We start from the raw sequence: 17,583 nt of genomic DNA on the forward strand, positions 1-17,583 counted from the left end.
GATATACTAATTTGGTCACGATGAAATTCAGATTTTTTTATACAATAGTATTGTTTTGTGCTACAAATCTAGTAGCACAAATAAACCTTGGTAATTATCCTAGAACGTATTACCCACAAGTATTTTTTAATAGTGCGCAAGCTGAAAATGCGTTACAAAAAGGTACCGCTTCTATTAAAGGTATGGCCTTTGCAGTTGATGCAGTAGCTGGAGAACGCGTAATAGCAAGAGAAGGAACACAGGTGCTTTTATTTCCTTATACCGATTATCTTGATGAATGGTTAAATCTTACCAATAAGAATAAAAATAATATTCATTCGGTGTATTTGCTACCTGAAGTTTTTGAATACCGAAGAGAAACAACAACAGATAGCTACGGAAATTATACATTCTCTAATTTAAAACCAGGCAAATATTACATAGAAACTATAGTTGATTACAATGCTACTGCGCTTGCATCACAACAAACAGGAACTTACAGTTTTTATAACATGGATCGCTATGGGAATATGACCGGTGGAAGTGTCCCTACCTACGGTATTTATTCCTATAAATACGCCACTGCAAAACGCTTATTTAAAGTGGTTGAAATAGATAAAGAAGGAGAAACTATAAAAGCAAATTTAAAACCTGCCGCTATGGTTCCATTTGTAGATTTAGATGTGGTGGGTGCTAAAACTAGTGGTATTAAATGTTATGAAGAAAAAGGTACTCTTAACGGAAACTGTATTACCTTTTTCCATAATGGTACTAAAAAAGTAGATGCCGAATGGAAAAAAGATCTATACGATGGTGACTATAAAGAATATTCAGATAAAGGCACTTTAATTGCAGAAGGAAAGTTTAAAAAAGGCCATAAAATTGATGCCTGGAAATATTATGATACCGTAACAGGAACGCTTTTCGCAACCGAAAATCATTTGTTTAAAAAAGATAGTAGTACTGTAGAAGGAGTAGTAACTTTCTTTTACCCAAGTGGTAAAATAAAGGAAGTAAACACTTATGAAAACGGAAAAATGCACGGTGAAATGCTTGGGTATTACGAAAGTGGTGCCTTAAAAATTAAAGGGAACTATGTAAATAATTTTCTAGAGGGATTAACTACTTATTATAGTGAGAATGGTGAAATATTAATAACCGAAAAATATATAAAAGGAGAATTAGTAAAATAAAAAAAGGCGCCTATTGGCGCCTTAACTATTGCTTCTTCCTTTAAAGTTTTATCGGTTCTTTATTGGTAAGGTTAATATCTTCTAACATGTTATCGGTAAATTTATAATGCCCTTTTGTGGTAATTATTCTAAATCGTTCTGAACGCATGCGGCTTATGGTATCTAAAAAGAGCCATTTTGATTTTAATAATTTTGGCTTTTTCGATTTTAAACTAATGTCAAAAAAGTACTTTCTTCCGTTTTTAATCGCCACAATATCTGGCGTTATTTTAGAATCTGTACCTTTTCTTAAATACGATTTTGGCGTTTCATAACCCTCAATATCGGCTTTAATATGTTCAAAACCAGTAGCCTCTAAATGGTTCACCGATTTCTGAATTAATTTATCACTCTCTTGTTTGTCTGCGTCTGTCATAATCGATAAGATACCATTTTTTTTGCTCATATCAAAATAGAGAAGACAGATTATTAGCATTTTAGCAGCAAACATGATGTTTGTAACGCTAATTTTAAAAACAAACAGACCTGTCTGTTTTGTATTATCAATCTAAAAAATGCTTATAAATACCTAAAAATTTATACTTTTCGTAGCTTAAAAATATCGCAATGAAGATAAAATTCCATAAGTCTGTACTAACCGTAGTAGCCTTCGCAACATTTTGGGCCTGTAAACAGGATACTATCACAGAAAACAAGGCACTTGAAGAAATCGCTGCCGTACAAACCCAATTTGCCCCAGATAAAAGGGTAGCGCTATTTGCGGTTGATGCGATTGCGAATGGAGAAAACTATGTACTTAAAGGGGAAAGTAATTTGCCAGAAGCGATTGCCGCTCTAAAGGCAAATTTAACCGCTAAAGACATCGCCTATATAGACAGTATTGCCGTATTACCTGCAGCTAATTTAGAAGGCAAAACAGAAGGACTAATCACCATTTCTGTCGCCAATCTTAGAAGCAATCCAAAGCATTCTGCAGAATTAGCGACACAAGCTACATTGGGCACGCCTGTACATATATTTAAAGAAGAAGATTCTTGGTATTTAATACAAACTCCAGATGGTTATTTGGCGTGGGTAGACGATGGTGGAATTGTTTCATTAACCACCTCAGAAATGAACGCTTGGAAAGCGGTTCCAAAACTTATTTATACCAAAATTACAGGAAATAGCTATACAGAAACAGACACTAATTCACAGGTGGTTTCCGATTTGGTTGCGGGTGCTATTTTTGAACTTGTAAAAGAAGAAAACAATTTTTATAAGGTAAAATATCCCGACGGGCGCATGGCATTTGTGGCCAAATCGGAGGCAAGTCTTTATCAAGATTGGTTAGCGAAAGTAAATCCTTCTCAAGAAAACTTAGTTGCTACTTCTAAACAATTAATGGGATTGCCTTATTTATGGGGCGGCACTTCTTCAAAAGGGGTAGACTGCAGTGGTTTTACCAAAACCATTTATTTTTTAAACGGCATGGTTATTCCTCGTGATGCTTCGCAACAAGTACACACTGGCGAACAGATTGATGAAGTAAAAGATTTTAGCAAATTACTCCCTGGCGATTTACTCTTTTTTGGAAGACAAGCTACAGACTCTACGGCCGAAAGGGTAATACATGTGGGCATGTGGATTGGTAATAACGAATTTATTCATTCCGCAGGACGCGTAAAGATTAATAGTATGGATGCTAAGGCACCTAATTTTGATGCTTATAACCATAACCGCTATTTACGCTCTAAACGCTTGGTTACCGATAAAAAAGACGGACTTATAAACCTTACAAAAACGCCTGTTTTTAATGATTAAATAGGCGAATAGGAAATGGGAGTTAAGGTAGGGTCTATTAAATTTACGTAGTAATAATGCACTTGATCATTTTTATCAAAAAGACCATCTTTATTGGTGTCTTCGATAGTTCTGTAATACAAACGATTTAATGTATCAATAATATTCCAATCTATTAATTCATGATTAGTGGCCGTAAGTTTTATAAAATTAGACCCATCAATTTTACTTAAATAAATAGCTTCAATATCGTTGTTGTCCAAACGTCCATCTTTGTTGGAATCGGTGTCAATTATTTGATAGATAAATAATTTGGCTCCTGTTTTCTTATACAAATCATACAAAAAGCGGGCTGTATTTATTCTGATATTTTTATCGGTAAGCGCCACAAGTTGATTACTCCCCAATTGCTCAAATTTTAAATTTTTAAGATGACCGCTAAACGTATAATTTCCATAGTTAGAAATAGAAAAATTAGGGCTGCCTTTGCCAGAATAACTTCCTAAAATTTTACCTCGTGATTCGTAAAATTGTAATGCTCCAATGGGGTGTACTAACATGTCTGTACTGTCAATTAAAATGGGTAAGTCTGCCATAAGAATTGCCGAAGTATCTTTAGCTAATGCTTCTGGTTTTCCATTTTCATCATAAACAATTCTTGGTTTTTGTTCAGTAGTACAAGCTGTAATTAGCAGTACGAGAAGCAGCAAAAAGACATATTTTTTCATGGTTTTTTAATTAAGATATACTCAAATTTAGACCAAGCCTGTTTACGTTAAAATATAAAATGAGTAATCGGCTGGTTTGAGTGAGGGAATAGGATTTTTTAGTAATTAAAACGCGATGATCAAGTTAAAAAACCAAATCGTCATAAATTACCTCTTGGGCAATTTCTTCTACATTCCCAACATAATCCTTGCCGCGTAGTTTTCCTACGGTATATGCCTTTAATTGGTCTTCTGGATAGGCTTTTAAGAGTTCTTGTAGTTTTGTTTTATCCAACTCATCTGTATACGGTTTTAGCCATTCGTCTTCCAAAGCTTCTGGTAAGATTACCGGCATTCTAGGTTCTTCTAATTTAGGATTGTTATGAATACGACCCATTAATGTATTTCCTACGGTAGTAACAATCGAAAAAGTGTTGAGCTTGCCTCCTGTGTCTGGATCAAGCCATTCATTCCAAAGACCGGCTAAAGCCATAGGATTTCCGTCGGAACGTTGAATAAAAAAGGGATAGGTATTATTTTTAAAATGATGGTGTTCATAAAACCCATCAATATAAATAAGGCAATGTTGGTTTTTGGCCGCATCGCGAAACGATGCTTTCTCAAAAATAGTTTCCCCACGGGCATTTAGGGTATTGTTCCATTGTTTTTTTCGCTGTTCATTGTCGTGTACCCAATCAGGAACCAAGCCCCATGTGGCCACTTCAGGAAAATCTGGTGAACGGTCTGTGTAAATAAGCAATTCTGGGTGACTAAAACCTGAGGCATGAAAAATAGGTAAATCGGTAAGCGGAGCAAGGCGTTCTGTAATTTCACGAATCGCTTGCAAATCGTTTCGGAGCCGGGCTCGCTTTAACTGACTTTCTAAACTTGCTTTAATGTCGTAACACATAAGAGGAATGTTAAGAGGGCAACTGCGTTTTTCTTAGATACGCCGCAAATAGTGTTAATAGCACGATAGAAGCCGTGAGCAAAAATGGTTTTCCTTTACTAATATGAATAAACACAATTGCAATCATGTACAGCACTAAAAAAGCCGTACCATACATTAATGTTTTTTTAGACAAAAACAGGGCTACAGCAAGTACTAAAAGTATCCCCGTACTTATCAACAAATTAGTACTTGCGCCAATTTTATCCATTCCGCTTGAAAAGAATATTTTAGTAAGTCCGTTATCTAGAAAAAAATAAGCCACTACTATAGACGGAATCCATAGTAGCACCTGTTTTGCGGTTTTTAGTAGCTGCATTTTTTAGATTCTTATCTTAAATACTTGTTGAAAAAAGCAATGGTTCTACTCCACGATAAATCGGCTGCTTCTTTATCAAATCTTGGCGTGGTATTGTTATGAAAGCCATGATTTACTTTCGGATAAATAAACACTTCGTAAGTACTATTATTTGCTTTTAAAACTTCCTCGAAAGCGGGCAATCCTTCATTTACTCGGGTGTCTAATTCGCCATATTGTAGTAACAAAGGGGCTTTAATTTTTGCAGCATCTTCTGCTTCGGGCTGTCTGCCATAATAGGGTACTGCAGCACCAAGTTGAGGAATGCGTGCTGCCATCATATTCGAGATCCATCCGCCAAAACAAAAACCTACCACACCTACTTTTCCGGTACAGTCTTTATGTGCTTTTAAATATTCGTAAGCGGCAATAAAATCTTCTAACATTTCTTGTTGATTGCGTTCGCGCTGCATGGTTCTGCCATCATCATCATTGCCAGGATAACCACCAAGAGGCGTAAGGGCATCGGGCGCCAGACTTATAAAATTTTCGGCCGCTACGCGGCGTCCTACATCTTCGATATAGGGGTTGAGCCCACGATTTTCGTGCACCACAATAACACCAGGGAGTTTTGTTTTCAGGTCTTTGGGTTTGGAAAGCAAGCCTTTTATGGTTCCGCCACCTTTCGGAGATTCATAAGTAATGTAGTCCGAATCTAATGTAGGATCATCGGGTTGTACCTGTAAGGTATCTTTGTAATTGGGCGACATAAAACTTAACAACGATGCCACAGTAAGTCCACCAACCGCATATAAGGATAGCTTTTCAGCAAATTGCCTACGATCTAATTTGTTATGGGCATAATCGTCATACAGGTCAAAAACCTCTTGTTTAATGTCTTCTTTTTTTAAGTCTTTCATAACACAGCCATTTACAGATGCTGTAAGTTAAGAAATTTTGAGATAAGCCTTAATGGTAAAGTAAAGGGATAGATGTTAAAAAATAAGCAGTTACTTTTTTATCTGCGCCAATTCTTTTAAACGGTTTTGGTAGCTACTAAAAATACTATCGGGTTTTCCTTTTTTCTGCTACGGCATGCTACATTCTGAAGTAAAATAGCGCACAAGCGCTACGCTAGCGCTAGCGAGTGTTTATGCTTCACAAATTATTGGAAGTCCAAACCACAATTCACTACAATTACATCTAAAATTTAATCAAGTAGTTTTAGTTATCTTAATAATACATTAGTCCTAACATTTTCTAATTTTGCCGTCAAATTATAACAAGCGCATTTACCTATGGTACAATACAACCCCAAAGATTGGATTACCTTTATTTTTAGATTCCATAAGTCGGATACATTTAGGAAATTGTTTCCAATGATGATTTTTATTGGGCTTTATACCTACAGCGTTGGCTATTTAGAACTTGAGTATTGGAAACTTTCAGAAAAAAACCATTTATCAAACATTACCGTAATGCATGGTATGTTGGGGTTTGTTATTTCATTATTGTTGGTTTTTAGAACCAATACCGCATACGATCGTTGGTGGGAAGGCAGAAAACTATGGGGCGCTTTAGTAAACAACAGCCGAAATTTAGCCATAAAACTGCATGTTATTTTAAAAGATGAACACGATAGGTCTTATTTTGAAAAGTTAATACCAAGTTATGCCTCTATTTTGGCGAAACATTTAACCAATAAACAAACAAGTTTGCAGCTTTTTGATGATGTGCATTTACAGATAGACAAACACAAGCATCATCCAAACCAAGTAGCAAAAATGATTTTCCAAAAGGTGAACGATTTGTACGAACAGAAAAAAATTACGGGCGACCAGCTTATTATTTTAAATGCCGAAATACAATCGTTTACCGATATTTGTGGGGCTTGCGAGCGCATTAAAAACACACCCATTCCGTATTCGTATAGTGCGTTTATTAAAAAATTCATCTTTTTTTACATCATGACCCTGCCTTTTGGCTACGTATTTAGCTTAGGCTATTATGCCGTACCCGTGGTGGTTTTTGTTTTTTATGTATTGGCAAGTTTAGAATTAATTGCCGAAGAAATTGAAGACCCTTTTGGTTTTGATGCCAACGATTTGCCTATTCACAAAATAGCAGCAAATATTAAAAAGCATGTGGAGGAGGTGTTTTGATAGAAAATAACAACCTTAGGTTTTTAATTGGATGTTTTTTAATATAGTTTTTAACGAGACTTTAAAGGGTTTGTTTTACGGTTTTGTGTATGCGTAATGCGGGGGAGTAGGGCAGCGCACAAGCGTGACGCTTGCGCTAGCGGGGTGATTTCCCTCATTGTTTTGCTTTGAGTTTGATGCTTAGTTAGGAGGTTTTTTTGGAGTGGTTGCTTAAGCCAATAATTTTTATTCACTAAAGAATTAATCTAAAACGTATTTAGCAAATTCATATATGCTATTCGTACTTTTTTAATTCTCTAAGTCGTTTATTGGCATAAGAGAGATTTTCTATTATTTCAGCCTGTTCTTTGGCCAGTATGTTAATGTTTGTAAGTCGAATGGCAGTTCCTGCCATGCAAACCATTAACATTCCTTTATCTCCGCCTACTTCAGAGTAATCTATGTCAGTTGCAATTACGGCATTTCCACCTAAGTCTAAAGTTTGCAATCTTAGTTGACTAAAACACATGTTTTCTCCTGCTTTAAGTTTTTGGTTATATCGACCAGATTGTGCTCCAAAAAAATCGGTAAAAGATGATGTAAATTCTGAGATAACACCAGTTCCAGTGGTTGATTGCCCTGTTACCATTCCTATAATTCTGTATTCCCAATTCAAGGGTGAGTGAGTAGAAATTACAGGGACATTTCCAATTTTACTTTTCATGTAATTTGTAAGATTGGATTTTTCATTTTGAAATGTTTGGTTATGTTGGTCAAAAAGTTCACTTCCGCATTTTGTGCAATAACCTTCAGCTCTTGTTTCGTTGTATTCGTTTATTATTCCAATTTGGATTTCTGTAAGCAATTTGGTACTCGATAATATTCCAGTTTTTAATTCTGTTTTGCAATTAGGACAGTTTGTATATGTAGACATTGATTTTTGTTTTGATTAAATTGTTGCTTAACTCTTTATTCTAAGATAAATAGGGTGTTAGTAAGCGAGTATTTACATTTATATTGGTTGCCTAAGCTGTTGTTTTATCTTTTTCAATTTAAAGTCAAATCCAAAAGATTTCGTCGATTTATAAAACACTTTGTTTAAAACCTAATCCCTTATTTCAATAAATTTTTTAAGTATTAAAATTAAAGCCCACTGTGTAGAGTAGGGCATTGCTCAATCATGACGATTGCGCAAGCGGGGGATTGTTTTACTATGTCTTGTATCATAATTTATCTACATTTCATCCATATATTTTATTTCCCCATTTTGTTCTTTTTCTCCGTTTGATTTCTTTAATTCCTGTATCATTATTTTCTGATTTTTGATAACTTCATCTATTCTTAACATCCATGCGCCAACCGCTCTAAAAATCAATATAATTGCTATTAAAATAATTACGAATACTATAATGCTAATTCCTTCCATATTTTTTATTTATTATTATCCTAGTTACGTTGTTAGTGTTTGTTAGTGTTTCAAAACTGTACTTACTTTATATTGTATTGGTAATGGCATGTGTTTATTATATGAAAAGTAGGTGGTTTAGCACTAAACTTTGCAAGTACACAACAAACTGAAAATCCGCGAGGATTTTCAGAAGTAGGCAAGAACAAGCAATTACTTATAGCTTTTCTTGTAGTGCGTAATTTTTTATATATAATTATTTTCCATTATTCACAATCCCTTCTTCAATTTCGTCTGCTGCTTTTTCAATTATATCTTTTGTACTGTCTTTTAATGTCTCAACTATTGTTTTGTCCTTTTTCTTATCTCGATCAAAAAAGTTTAATATTGGATTATCAGATTTTTGATAGTTTAAAATTAATTTACCAGGGTTTTCACTTGTAACATTTAAGAATGTATTTAGAAGTTTTATTCTTAATTCCTCTGACATTTCAGCATCTTCAATGTTTTCTATTTGTTTAGAAAGTCCCTCAATTGTCATACTTAACACTTGTTTATGAGAGTATTCTTCTATTAATCTTTTTGATAAGTTCACTTTTTTATTTGCAGAAATAGTTGTCCAAATTAAAGGAATGTAAAGCGGAAGAAAAGCTAACATTATTTTAGGAGCTTTTTCAATTGTTTCAGTTAAAGTTGCTCCTGATAAAAGGTAAAAAATGCTTATTCCAATTGGTAATAACGCAGATAATGAAATGTATAAAATTCCATTGTTAAAGCTTTTTTTGTATTCATTATATAATAATTCTTCTTCTCCTTTTTTGGTGATAAAAGCAGAACTTAATCCAGCAGTTAAAGCATTGGGAAGTAATGATTCTATTTGTTTATTAATTTTATCATATTCTTTTTTTGAATTTGATTTAATGCTATCTAAACTATCTTGATTTGTCTTAATGAAGTCGTCATATTGTTCCTTACTTGTCACTTTAAGACTTTCAAGATTTTCCTCTAAATTTTCAGATATTTCTGTTAGTTGATTATAAGATGTTTCTAGTTCTTTTTTTAGTCCTTCTACAGTAATTATTTCTCCATCTTCGTCTTCATCTTCATAACCAAGAATTTCTCTGTGAAGTTCATCTATTTCCGTTTTTTTTGATAAAATTCCTTTATATGTTGTATTAGCTTTACTGGAATTTTCCTCAATCTTCAATATTAGTTCATCTAATTTTTCAATTTCTTCCTCAATTTCTGGATGTTGTTCTAGAACTTCACTTATTCTAGTTATGAGATTGGATAAATTAGTACTGTTTTCTACCAAATCATTGCTGATTTCAATTGATTTTGTGTGGTTAGATTTAATATAACTTAATTTTTCGTCAATTTCAGTTTCGATATTAACTAATTTTGCATGAATAGCGCTTGCTTGATTAAACCTTTCTTCAGCTTTGTTTCTGTATTCAGCTGCTTTTTTTGATGCTTGTCTAGCTTCTTTTTCTATATCTGACGGTTTTTCTGCAACTTGTTTTTCTAGTTCAGAAAGTCTTTCCCAGAGTTTTCTTCTTTCGTCCTCAAGGTATTCTATTTTCTTTGAATTTTTTCCGTCAAACATTTTTTTTGCTTTTTGGTTATGCACTACAACACGTTTTTAACGCTATTGCTGTATATTTTTTTAATGATAAAATTACGGGGGAGCTTTGAAAAAACTAAAATAAAGAAAAAAGCTACACGAAAATTGCGGTTTCCCGCATAGTATGTGAGTATTCTACGAATGGCTTATTTAATCGGCAAATGGTATTTTTAAGTTTTGTAGAACTGGTAATAGCAAGGCTTCATCGATGAACTGCACTTTGTAAAAACATCTAAAATCAAAAAAAGCTGCCCGTTTTAAGAAGGCAGCTTTTAATTTTTGAAATTAATGTTCTATCTAATTTTACTTGTATACATACTCAATAGAGGTTGTAGTTTCTCCATCTTTGTTTTTTACTTTCGATGTAAGTGGAAAGTTTAACTCATTATAGGTTAATTCATAGCTGTATTCTGAGTTTACCATTTGATTAATGTAAAAAGCAGACGTTAAGGCATTATTGGCGCTTAGTCCCTCTGGCCAGAAAAAGTAGATTCTTACGGGATCTGAAAAATCACTGTAATGGTGCTTTTTATTGTCATAGGTGTAAAAGTATTCACTAACACTTGTTGCGTTGCTTAAAGTACGTTTCGTTACATTATTTGACAAATCATAACTATAGTCCATGGTAAAATCTGAACGTAATTCGCCATTTTCTAATATTGTAAATTGTTCAGTCTTACTCAATTGGTCGCCATTATAAGAGAATTGAACAAAAAAATTACTGTTTACCCCATTATCTGTTTTTATTAATTTATCATTTTCATAGATTAACGTGGTGGTGGCTTCTAGCTTACCGTCAATATAAATTTGTATTTCTTTAGCCTTATCATTTTCGTACACAATTTTACTAGTTTTTCCTTGGGAAGGAATTTTAACCTCCGATAGCTTGTTTTGAGCATAGTTAAATTCTAAAGTGAATACTGAACTAGCAGAAGTGGAAATAATCTTACTTAATTTTGGGGGATTATTACCTTCACCGTTCGAAGAATCATCATCAGATTTATTGCACGATAAAAAGGATAATAACGTGAACAATGTAAGAAGTCGAAAAATTTTATTCATAAACATTTAATTTTTTTTCAATTAGAAATTTAATTACTCGTTAATTTTTATTCCTTGCGCTTGATAATAGAATAAACCTTAAATAAAAGCCAGAAGAATTTTCATTTTAAAAATCTGGTCAAAATTGTTAGTAATATCTAAAAAACGCTCCCGATGGTAAATTGGGCGAAGCGAAAATAAAGAAAAAAGCTACACGATAATTGCGGTTTCCCGCATAGGGTGAGTGTTTTCTACAAATGACTTATTTAATCGGCAAACGGTACTTTTAAGTTTTGTACAACCGGTTATAGCAAGGCTTCATCGATGAATTGCACTTTGTAAAAAACGCAAAAAAAACCTTAGCCTACGCTAAGGGTTGTAGTTTAAAATAGGTTTGGTTTTTAAAAAATAGGTTGTTACCACTTTAGTATACATTTTTTAGAAAACGGCGGATGACCTTTTGAAGCTCATGTGCATTTTTTTTACTTGCTCGTAATGACCTTTCTAGAGAATAGGCATAAGTTAACTCTTGGTTGATTAGGCCATGAAACTCGTCCGTTTTCATTTTTTTTAATATCCTTGGAATTTCCAGTGGGTTAATACTATCACGGTATTGTGGATTATACACTTTCAGTGAATTTACATAAGAGGCATAATCACTTCTCATATTGCTCACATATTCATCAGTAAAAACTTTGTTACTGTAATATTTTACAATCTGATCCCGGATGGTATCATTGGAAATTAAACTAAGGTTTCCCGTACTTACCAATTCATTATACGTTCTTGAAGAACCTGTAAAGGAGGCTCTACTATTTATTCCCCCAAAACCTACATTGTTAATAAAAAGCAATGTGTCTTTTGGAATATACGTACCCATAACAAATTGTTTGGCTACCTCTAAACATTCAATTTTTTTATTTCTATTTCTAAACCAACTATTTTCTAAAAATAAAGAATCGGAAATTATTTCAGCTTCTATATTGCTTAAGTACTTGCTCACTTTACTTTTACTCTTCGCTGTATCATTCCAATTGTCTATAGAAAGGGCAATTAATATGCCGATGACCACTAAAATAATTTCACCAATAGCATAAAGCAGGTACTTACTAAACTTATTTTCCGACAGTAATTTTTGGCGAATTTTTCTAAATATTTTAATCATTGGTTGAGTCAAATTAAACCTAAAACATCAGGAATGTGGAACAACATTAAAAGCGTTTAGTTGTTGTCTTTTCTATTCCGTTTTATGCACTTCTAGTTCTATCTCTATGAGAAACTCTGGCAAAGCCAATTCTTTTACACCTAACCACGAGCCTGTGGGAAAATGGTTTTTATAAATTGTGGTACGGTATTCCGCATTTTCAAGAAACAAAGGCATATTGGTGGTGAAAATATTTTCTACCACTACATCATCAAAAGTGCAGCCAAAGTGTTTTAAAACTAGGTCTAAATCGGCATAGCAATTTTTCATTTGTTGTGCCAAATCGCCAACTGCTGTTGGGTTCCCTTTTTCATCCATACTCACTGCGCCAGAAACTTTAATGCTATTGCCAATTTTTACGGCATGCGAGTAGCCATAGGCTTTTTCAACATCGGGCCGGAGTAAAAAGTATTCTGGTTTTTCGGCTTCTACCATCACTTCTTTCTCAACCTCTTTAAATTCTTCTTTTACTTTTTCTTGGCAACTTTGTAGCGCTAATGCAGCACAAAAGAGTAAGGAGAATACCCTTTGTTTTAAAAATGTTTGGTTTTTCATACTAGTGCTTGTTTAGGTGTTGGTTCTTTTACAAAAGCCAATGGTTAGTGTTTAGCTTTGGCTGTGTTATTTATTTTATGAGTGTTTTGGTACCATCTTCTACTTCTTTTTTCTGAGCATCTAAAGTGCTGGCTGGGGCTTGTTTTAGGTATTTGTCTAAAAACTTTAAGATTCTGCTATAGGCTTCAATCTGGTTTTCTTTCTTTACAAATCCATGTCCTTCATCAGCAAATAGCACATATTCTACGGGCACATTATTTTTACGCACACCAGCCACAATTTCGTCAGACTCTACTTGGAGTACACGCGGGTCTTCGGAACCTTGTAGTACAATTAAAGGCTTGGTAACTTTATCGGTATGGAATAGGGGAGAAATACGTTTTAAACGCACAGAATCTGCCGTAAACGGGTCGCCTAACTCCAAATACAACGATTCTCGGAACGATTCCCAATACGGAGGAATACTTTTTAGGGTACGCATCCAATTGGTAACACCAAATAGGTTTACACCCACATCAAATTCTTCAGGCGTGTAGGTTAATGCCGCCATAGTCATATAACCGCCATAACTACCGCCTATAATTCCTATTTTTTCACCATCGATCTCGGGTTGTTTTGCCAGCCAATTTTTACCTTCTACGCAGTCTTGTAAATCTTTCTCACCATGGTTTTTATCATCCATCTTAAAAAAAGTTTTACCATAACCACTACTCCCACGATTATTGACCGCTAAAACGGCATACCCTTGGTTTACCATATACTGAATTAAAGAACTAAAATTTTGTCGTGTTTGTCCGCCTGGCCCACCGTGAACCCAAACCATAGCTGGCACTTTATTTTCCGCCGAGGCTTGGTGTGGTAAATAGTAAATAGCAGGTATTTCGGTACCATCAAACGATTTGTACCGAACCACTGTTGCTGTTACTAAATCTTCGAGTGCAATGTCTTTATTTAATACATTGGTAAGTTTATGCTCTTCTTTGGTTTCTAAATTATAGGTGTATAAATCCGAAGGCGAATTGGAACCACCAACGTACATACGCATCCATTTTTCGTCATCACTAAAACCTACGCTAGTGATGCTATTTTCGCCAAAATCTGGCAGTGAAATGGGTTTCATAGTGGTAGCATCGAGCACTTCTATGGCATTTTTACCGTCTTCATTTACGTATACCACCATATATTTTCCTTCTGACGTAAACCCACTGCCCATTACATCCCATGATTTTTCTATCACTTTTTTCTTGGTTTTAGTGGCTAAATCATAAGCCATTAAATAAGAAAATTCACCACCATCATCAGTGGTATAGTAAAAGGTAGCATTGTCGTTGGAGAAATCTTGAGCGGAATTTGCACTTAAATTTTCGTTTATTTTGATCATTTCTTTGGTTGTCACATCAAACAGAAACAGATCAGAATCGTTTGTATTTAGACTTTTAGATAGCGCAAAAAAGTTCTCGTCGTTAGACATGCCGCTAAAATCTAAACCATCGTTATTTTGATACAAGAGTTTAGAGGAATAATCATCGATGGAGAGTTTATACACATCAAAAAAGCGTGGGTCTCTTTTGTTGGACCCAAAGTATAGAAATTTATCGTCTTTAGACCAGCCGTAGAAGCTTGCTTTTGCTCCTTTTTCGGGCGTAATATCTTTTATGGTTCCGTCTAATTCCCGTACAAATAAATGGTCTATTTCATCGCCATTACCATCAGCGCTTAAGAGCATTCTATTGTCATTTGGAAAATACGATTCCGCAAAAATAGAGGTGCTATCTGATTGCGTTATGGGTGTCATCTCACCACCTGTAGCAGGAATGGTGTAGACATTGTAAATACCCGATTTATTGCTGGAGATTAACAAATTACTATTGTCCGATGAAAAACTTCCACCAACAATGGCTTCATTGTCCATAAATTGTTCAATCGTATATTGTTTTACTTCACGTTGAGCAACAGCAGGTTTTTCTTTACAAGAAAATAAGAGTGTTGCTATTGCCAATCCTAATAGTTTAATTTTCATATATACCCTTTTAGTTGTTTCTCTATTTTAAATGTGGCGCTATAATTCAACTTATATAGATAGCAATACAGCGCATCAGTTATCGTTAGCTAGATGGTTTGCTATTCTCTATTTTAAACCAAGTGGGGGAAAGATTTTTGTGTTACCTAAATTACTAAAAAAAATGTTAGCGAAGTGGATTTACTTTAAAATGAGGTGTTTAGTGTTGTTTTCTATTTTTTAATTGATGATGCTGTTGTTTGTTGAAGTTAGCGTAGTTTGTCACTTCGAGTGAATTATTTTGGAGCGATAGTGGAATAATAATTTGTATCGAGAAGTGTTAGGTACATGAAAGGGTTCTCGATACACTGTTTGTTTCATTTCATTTCACAACCAGCACTCGAACTGACATTTGGGTTTTGTTGAAGCATGTTAGGTTTGTCACATCGAGTGAATTATTTTGGAGCGATAGTGGAGTAATAATTTGTATCGAGAAGTGTTAGGTACACGTGAGGGTTCTCGATACACTGTTTGTTTCATTTCATTTCACAAGCAGCACTCGAACTGACATTGTGGTTAAGTTTAAGCAAGTTCAGTTTGTCACTTCGAGTGAATTATTTTAGAGCGATAGCGGAGGAATAATTTTTATAGAGAAGTATTTGGTACACGTGATGGTTCTCGATACTATTTCCACTTCGTTTCACTGCGTAAAAATCACTCGAACTGACATTGTGGTTAAGTTTAAGCGAGTTCAGTTTGTCACTTCGAGTGAATTATTTTAGAGCGATAGCGGAGGAATAATTTTTATAGAGAAGTATTTGGTACACGTGATGGTTCTCGATACTATTTTCACTTCTTTTCACTACGTAAAAATCACTCGAACTGACATTGCGGTTTGAGAAGTATTTGGTACACTTGAGGGTTCTCGATACTATTTTCACTTCGTTTTTCTCCGTAAAAATTACTCGAACTGACATGAAGATTTGGGGTGTTTTACATACAAAAAGGGTGCTTATTTGACCTAAGCACCCTTTTTAGCGGTATAAAACTGTTATGGTATTATTTTAAAATACTCTTGTATTTTCCGTTGTCTTTTAACAATTCTGTTGCTGTTAAAATAGCCTCGTCATGAGTTAGGTAATACTCGTATAAACCGTTGCTATAAAAATAACGAGTGACTAATTCGTCTTCTAGTTGCTTAATAATTTCCTTTTTAGATGTATCTAAACCAGTAATTTTTTTAGCATTTATTTCGGCCAATAAATTGCGATATTTTTCTTGAACTTGCGTATCAAGCAAATCGCTATCGTCTAAAGTCATTGCTTTATTCAGCGCTTTTTCTGTATTGGTTTCAAAAGTAAATCCTGATGATTTAATGTGATTTTTAAAATCTTCAAAATGAGCATCGGTAAACTTAAACGAAGCAATGTCACTAAAGTTATTCTTGTAGTAGAATACAGTTGCGTAATTAAAAATGGCATTTTCGCGCAGTAAAGCTGAGGTTAGCGTGTTGGTTTTTAGCTCTTTTATTTCAATATCTGGTAATACACCACCACCATCTTGTACTTTACGGCCATTACGTGTTTTAAAATCGTGAATATCGGCTGTTTTTACGGCATTACCCGCTTCGTCTCTGTTCCAGTAGTCAAGCGATTGTATACATCTACCAGAAGGCGTATAATAGCGCGAAATGGTTACTTTAAGTTGTGTGCCATAGGTAAGTTTAAGCGGGCGCTGAACCAGTCCTTTTCCAAAACTACGAACACCTATAATTACCGCGCGATCTAAGTCTTGTAAACTACCAGAAACAATTTCGCTAGCCGATGCACTACTGCCATTTACTAAAACCACCAAAGGAATGTCGGTATCTATAGGCTGATTTTTAGTTTTATATTCACTATTAAATTTTTTGACCTTAGACTTAGTGGTTACAATTAATTCTCCTTTTGGAACAAACAAGTTGGTCACATTAATAGCCTCCGTTAAGAGTCCACCAGGATTTCCTCTTAAATCAAGAATAATTTTTTCAGCACCTTTCCCTTTTAAATCTATCAAAGCTGCTTTGGTTTGTTCTGATGCTTTTTGGTTGAATTTTGCTAGAACAATATACCCTGTTTTGCTATCTACTATCTTGTAGAAAGGCACGGCATCTACCTCAATAGCTTCTCTGGTGATTTTAGTGGTCTTGGTTTCTCCTTGTCTTTTGTAGGTAACCTCAACACTGGTATTGTTAGCGCCTTTTAAAAGTTCGGTAGCATTTGACGCAAATTCTTTCACTAAAATATCGCCAATCTTGATAATTTCATCACCTGCTTTTAAACCCGCTTTATCTGCTGGGTAATTCTTATAAGGCTCTACAATCACCAATTTTTCATCGTAAGCACGTACAATAGCACCAATACCAGAATATTCACCTGCATTGCTAATTTTATAAGCTTCAACATCTTGTTCGTTTAAAAAGCGTGTGTAAGGATCCAAATCTTCTAGCATGTTTTTAATGGCAGTATCCATTAATTCAGCCGGATTGGTTTCATCTACATAGTTCATATTCAACTCTTTAAAGAGCGTAGTGAAGATTTCTATTTGCTTTGCAATTTCAAAAAAATCGCTTTTAAAACTACTCCCAATAACTATAAAAACCAGCGCAAAAACTGGAATTATTAGTCGTTTTTTAATCAAATTTTTCATGCTATACTTTTTATAAAT

At 34.5% G+C, this 17,583-nt stretch carries 16 protein-coding genes; 3 read left to right on the top strand and 13 right to left on the bottom strand.

Annotated elements, in window-relative coordinates; translation table 11 throughout:
• The first annotated feature begins 20 nt into the window (after positions 1 to 20).
• On the top strand, positions 21 to 1,172 hold the full coding sequence (locus B8963_RS04195) for a hypothetical protein (protein WP_084060156.1): 1,152 nt from the start codon (positions 21 to 23) through the stop codon (positions 1,170 to 1,172).
• Positions 1,173 to 1,212: 40 nt separating this feature from the next.
• Here the strand turns inward: B8963_RS04195 and B8963_RS04200 are convergent, their stop codons facing one another.
• A complete protein-coding gene (locus tag B8963_RS04200; protein ID WP_084060157.1) occupies positions 1,213 to 1,587 on the bottom strand; it encodes a hypothetical protein in 375 nt (124 codons plus the stop codon).
• 191 nt (positions 1,588 to 1,778) lie between these two features.
• Between B8963_RS04200 and B8963_RS04205 the strand changes: the two genes are divergently transcribed.
• Positions 1,779 to 2,975, top strand: coding sequence for a C40 family peptidase (locus B8963_RS04205; protein ID WP_084060158.1), 1,197 nt, complete (start codon positions 1,779 to 1,781; stop codon positions 2,973 to 2,975).
• Here B8963_RS04205 and B8963_RS04210 read toward each other — a convergent pair.
• The 4 genes from B8963_RS04210 to B8963_RS04225 form a co-directional block, all read right to left on the bottom strand.
• Positions 2,972 to 3,682, bottom strand: a complete 711-nt coding sequence (locus B8963_RS04210; RefSeq protein WP_084060159.1) for a hypothetical protein — start codon at positions 3,680 to 3,682, stop codon at positions 2,972 to 2,974. The genes B8963_RS04205 and B8963_RS04210 overlap by 4 nt on opposite strands.
• Before the next feature lie 124 nt (positions 3,683 to 3,806).
• Positions 3,807 to 4,571: an SOS response-associated peptidase gene (locus tag B8963_RS04215; protein ID WP_084060160.1), complete on the bottom strand. Its 765-nt coding sequence runs from the start codon at positions 4,569 to 4,571 to the stop codon at positions 3,807 to 3,809.
• A gap of 10 nt (positions 4,572 to 4,581) precedes the next feature.
• Positions 4,582 to 4,929 carry a hypothetical protein gene (locus B8963_RS04220; protein WP_084060161.1) on the bottom strand — a complete coding sequence of 116 codons (348 nt, stop codon included), beginning with the start codon at positions 4,927 to 4,929 and terminating at the stop codon, positions 4,582 to 4,584.
• Between the two features lie 11 nt (positions 4,930 to 4,940).
• Positions 4,941 to 5,828: a dienelactone hydrolase family protein gene (locus B8963_RS04225; RefSeq protein ID WP_084060162.1), complete on the bottom strand. Its 888-nt coding sequence runs from the start codon at positions 5,826 to 5,828 to the stop codon at positions 4,941 to 4,943.
• A gap of 378 nt (positions 5,829 to 6,206) precedes the next feature.
• On the opposite strand from B8963_RS04225, the gene B8963_RS04230 reads away from it, so the two are divergent.
• Entirely contained in the window at positions 6,207 to 7,070 is an 864-nt protein-coding gene (locus B8963_RS04230; RefSeq protein ID WP_084060163.1) for a bestrophin family protein, read from the top strand.
• A gap of 274 nt (positions 7,071 to 7,344) precedes the next feature.
• Here the strand turns inward: B8963_RS04230 and B8963_RS04235 are convergent, their stop codons facing one another.
• From B8963_RS04235 to B8963_RS04270, 8 genes are all read right to left on the bottom strand, one after another.
• The gene (locus tag B8963_RS04235) at positions 7,345 to 7,983 is read right to left on the bottom strand and encodes a heavy metal-binding domain-containing protein (RefSeq protein ID WP_084060164.1); all 639 of its coding nucleotides are present in this window, start codon (positions 7,981 to 7,983) and stop codon (positions 7,345 to 7,347) included.
• Positions 7,984 to 8,283: 300 nt separating this feature from the next.
• Positions 8,284 to 8,475, bottom strand: a complete 192-nt coding sequence (locus B8963_RS04240) for a hypothetical protein (RefSeq protein WP_084060165.1) — start codon at positions 8,473 to 8,475, stop codon at positions 8,284 to 8,286.
• 235 nt (positions 8,476 to 8,710) lie between these two features.
• Positions 8,711 to 10,060 carry a hypothetical protein gene (locus tag B8963_RS04245; RefSeq protein WP_084060166.1) on the bottom strand — a complete coding sequence of 450 codons (1,350 nt, stop codon included), beginning with the start codon at positions 10,058 to 10,060 and terminating at the stop codon, positions 8,711 to 8,713.
• A 321-nt stretch (positions 10,061 to 10,381) separates the two neighbouring features.
• Positions 10,382 to 11,140, bottom strand: a complete 759-nt coding sequence (locus B8963_RS04250) for a hypothetical protein (protein ID WP_143312469.1) — start codon at positions 11,138 to 11,140, stop codon at positions 10,382 to 10,384.
• Positions 11,141 to 11,543: 403 nt separating this feature from the next.
• The gene (locus B8963_RS04255) at positions 11,544 to 12,284 is read right to left on the bottom strand and encodes a DUF6090 family protein (protein WP_084060168.1); all 741 of its coding nucleotides are present in this window, start codon (positions 12,282 to 12,284) and stop codon (positions 11,544 to 11,546) included.
• 72 nt (positions 12,285 to 12,356) lie between these two features.
• Complete coding sequence (locus tag B8963_RS04260; protein WP_084060169.1) at positions 12,357 to 12,878, bottom strand: RidA family protein; 522 nt, start codon at positions 12,876 to 12,878, stop codon at positions 12,357 to 12,359.
• A gap of 70 nt (positions 12,879 to 12,948) precedes the next feature.
• Positions 12,949 to 14,898: a S9 family peptidase gene (locus B8963_RS04265; RefSeq protein WP_084060170.1), complete on the bottom strand. Its 1,950-nt coding sequence runs from the start codon at positions 14,896 to 14,898 to the stop codon at positions 12,949 to 12,951.
• A gap of 1,038 nt (positions 14,899 to 15,936) precedes the next feature.
• A complete protein-coding gene (locus tag B8963_RS04270; protein ID WP_084060171.1) occupies positions 15,937 to 17,565 on the bottom strand; it encodes a S41 family peptidase in 1,629 nt (542 codons plus the stop codon).
• Between the last annotated feature and the right edge of the window lie 18 nt (positions 17,566 to 17,583).

Source organism: Cellulophaga tyrosinoxydans (assembly GCF_900176415.1).
In the GTDB taxonomy this organism is placed as follows: domain Bacteria; phylum Bacteroidota; class Bacteroidia; order Flavobacteriales; family Flavobacteriaceae; genus Cellulophaga; species Cellulophaga tyrosinoxydans.

Excerpts from the sequence above, each read along its gene's own strand:
- B8963_RS04195 (WP_084060156.1), top strand. The coding sequence starts at position 21 with ATGAAATTCAGATTTTTTTATACAATAGTATTGTTTTGTGCTACAAAT.
- B8963_RS04200 (WP_084060157.1), bottom strand. The coding sequence starts at position 1,587 with ATGACAGACGCAGACAAACAAGAGAGTGATAAATTAATTCAGAAATCG.
- B8963_RS04205 (WP_084060158.1), top strand. The coding sequence starts at position 1,779 with ATGAAGATAAAATTCCATAAGTCTGTACTAACCGTAGTAGCCTTCGCA.
- B8963_RS04210 (WP_084060159.1), bottom strand. The coding sequence starts at position 3,682 with ATGAAAAAATATGTCTTTTTGCTGCTTCTCGTACTGCTAATTACAGCT.
- B8963_RS04215 (WP_084060160.1), bottom strand. The coding sequence starts at position 4,571 with ATGTGTTACGACATTAAAGCAAGTTTAGAAAGTCAGTTAAAGCGAGCC.
- B8963_RS04220 (WP_084060161.1), bottom strand. The coding sequence starts at position 4,929 with ATGCAGCTACTAAAAACCGCAAAACAGGTGCTACTATGGATTCCGTCT.
- B8963_RS04225 (WP_084060162.1), bottom strand. The coding sequence starts at position 5,828 with ATGAAAGACTTAAAAAAAGAAGACATTAAACAAGAGGTTTTTGACCTG.
- B8963_RS04230 (WP_084060163.1), top strand. The coding sequence starts at position 6,207 with ATGGTACAATACAACCCCAAAGATTGGATTACCTTTATTTTTAGATTC.
- B8963_RS04235 (WP_084060164.1), bottom strand. The coding sequence starts at position 7,983 with ATGTCTACATATACAAACTGTCCTAATTGCAAAACAGAATTAAAAACT.
- B8963_RS04240 (WP_084060165.1), bottom strand. The coding sequence starts at position 8,475 with ATGGAAGGAATTAGCATTATAGTATTCGTAATTATTTTAATAGCAATT.
- B8963_RS04245 (WP_084060166.1), bottom strand. The coding sequence starts at position 10,060 with ATGTTTGACGGAAAAAATTCAAAGAAAATAGAATACCTTGAGGACGAA.
- B8963_RS04250 (WP_143312469.1), bottom strand. The coding sequence starts at position 11,140 with ATGAATAAAATTTTTCGACTTCTTACATTGTTCACGTTATTATCCTTT.
- B8963_RS04255 (WP_084060168.1), bottom strand. The coding sequence starts at position 12,284 with ATGATTAAAATATTTAGAAAAATTCGCCAAAAATTACTGTCGGAAAAT.
- B8963_RS04260 (WP_084060169.1), bottom strand. The coding sequence starts at position 12,878 with ATGAAAAACCAAACATTTTTAAAACAAAGGGTATTCTCCTTACTCTTT.
- B8963_RS04265 (WP_084060170.1), bottom strand. The coding sequence starts at position 14,898 with ATGAAAATTAAACTATTAGGATTGGCAATAGCAACACTCTTATTTTCT.
- B8963_RS04270 (WP_084060171.1), bottom strand. The coding sequence starts at position 17,565 with ATGAAAAATTTGATTAAAAAACGACTAATAATTCCAGTTTTTGCGCTG.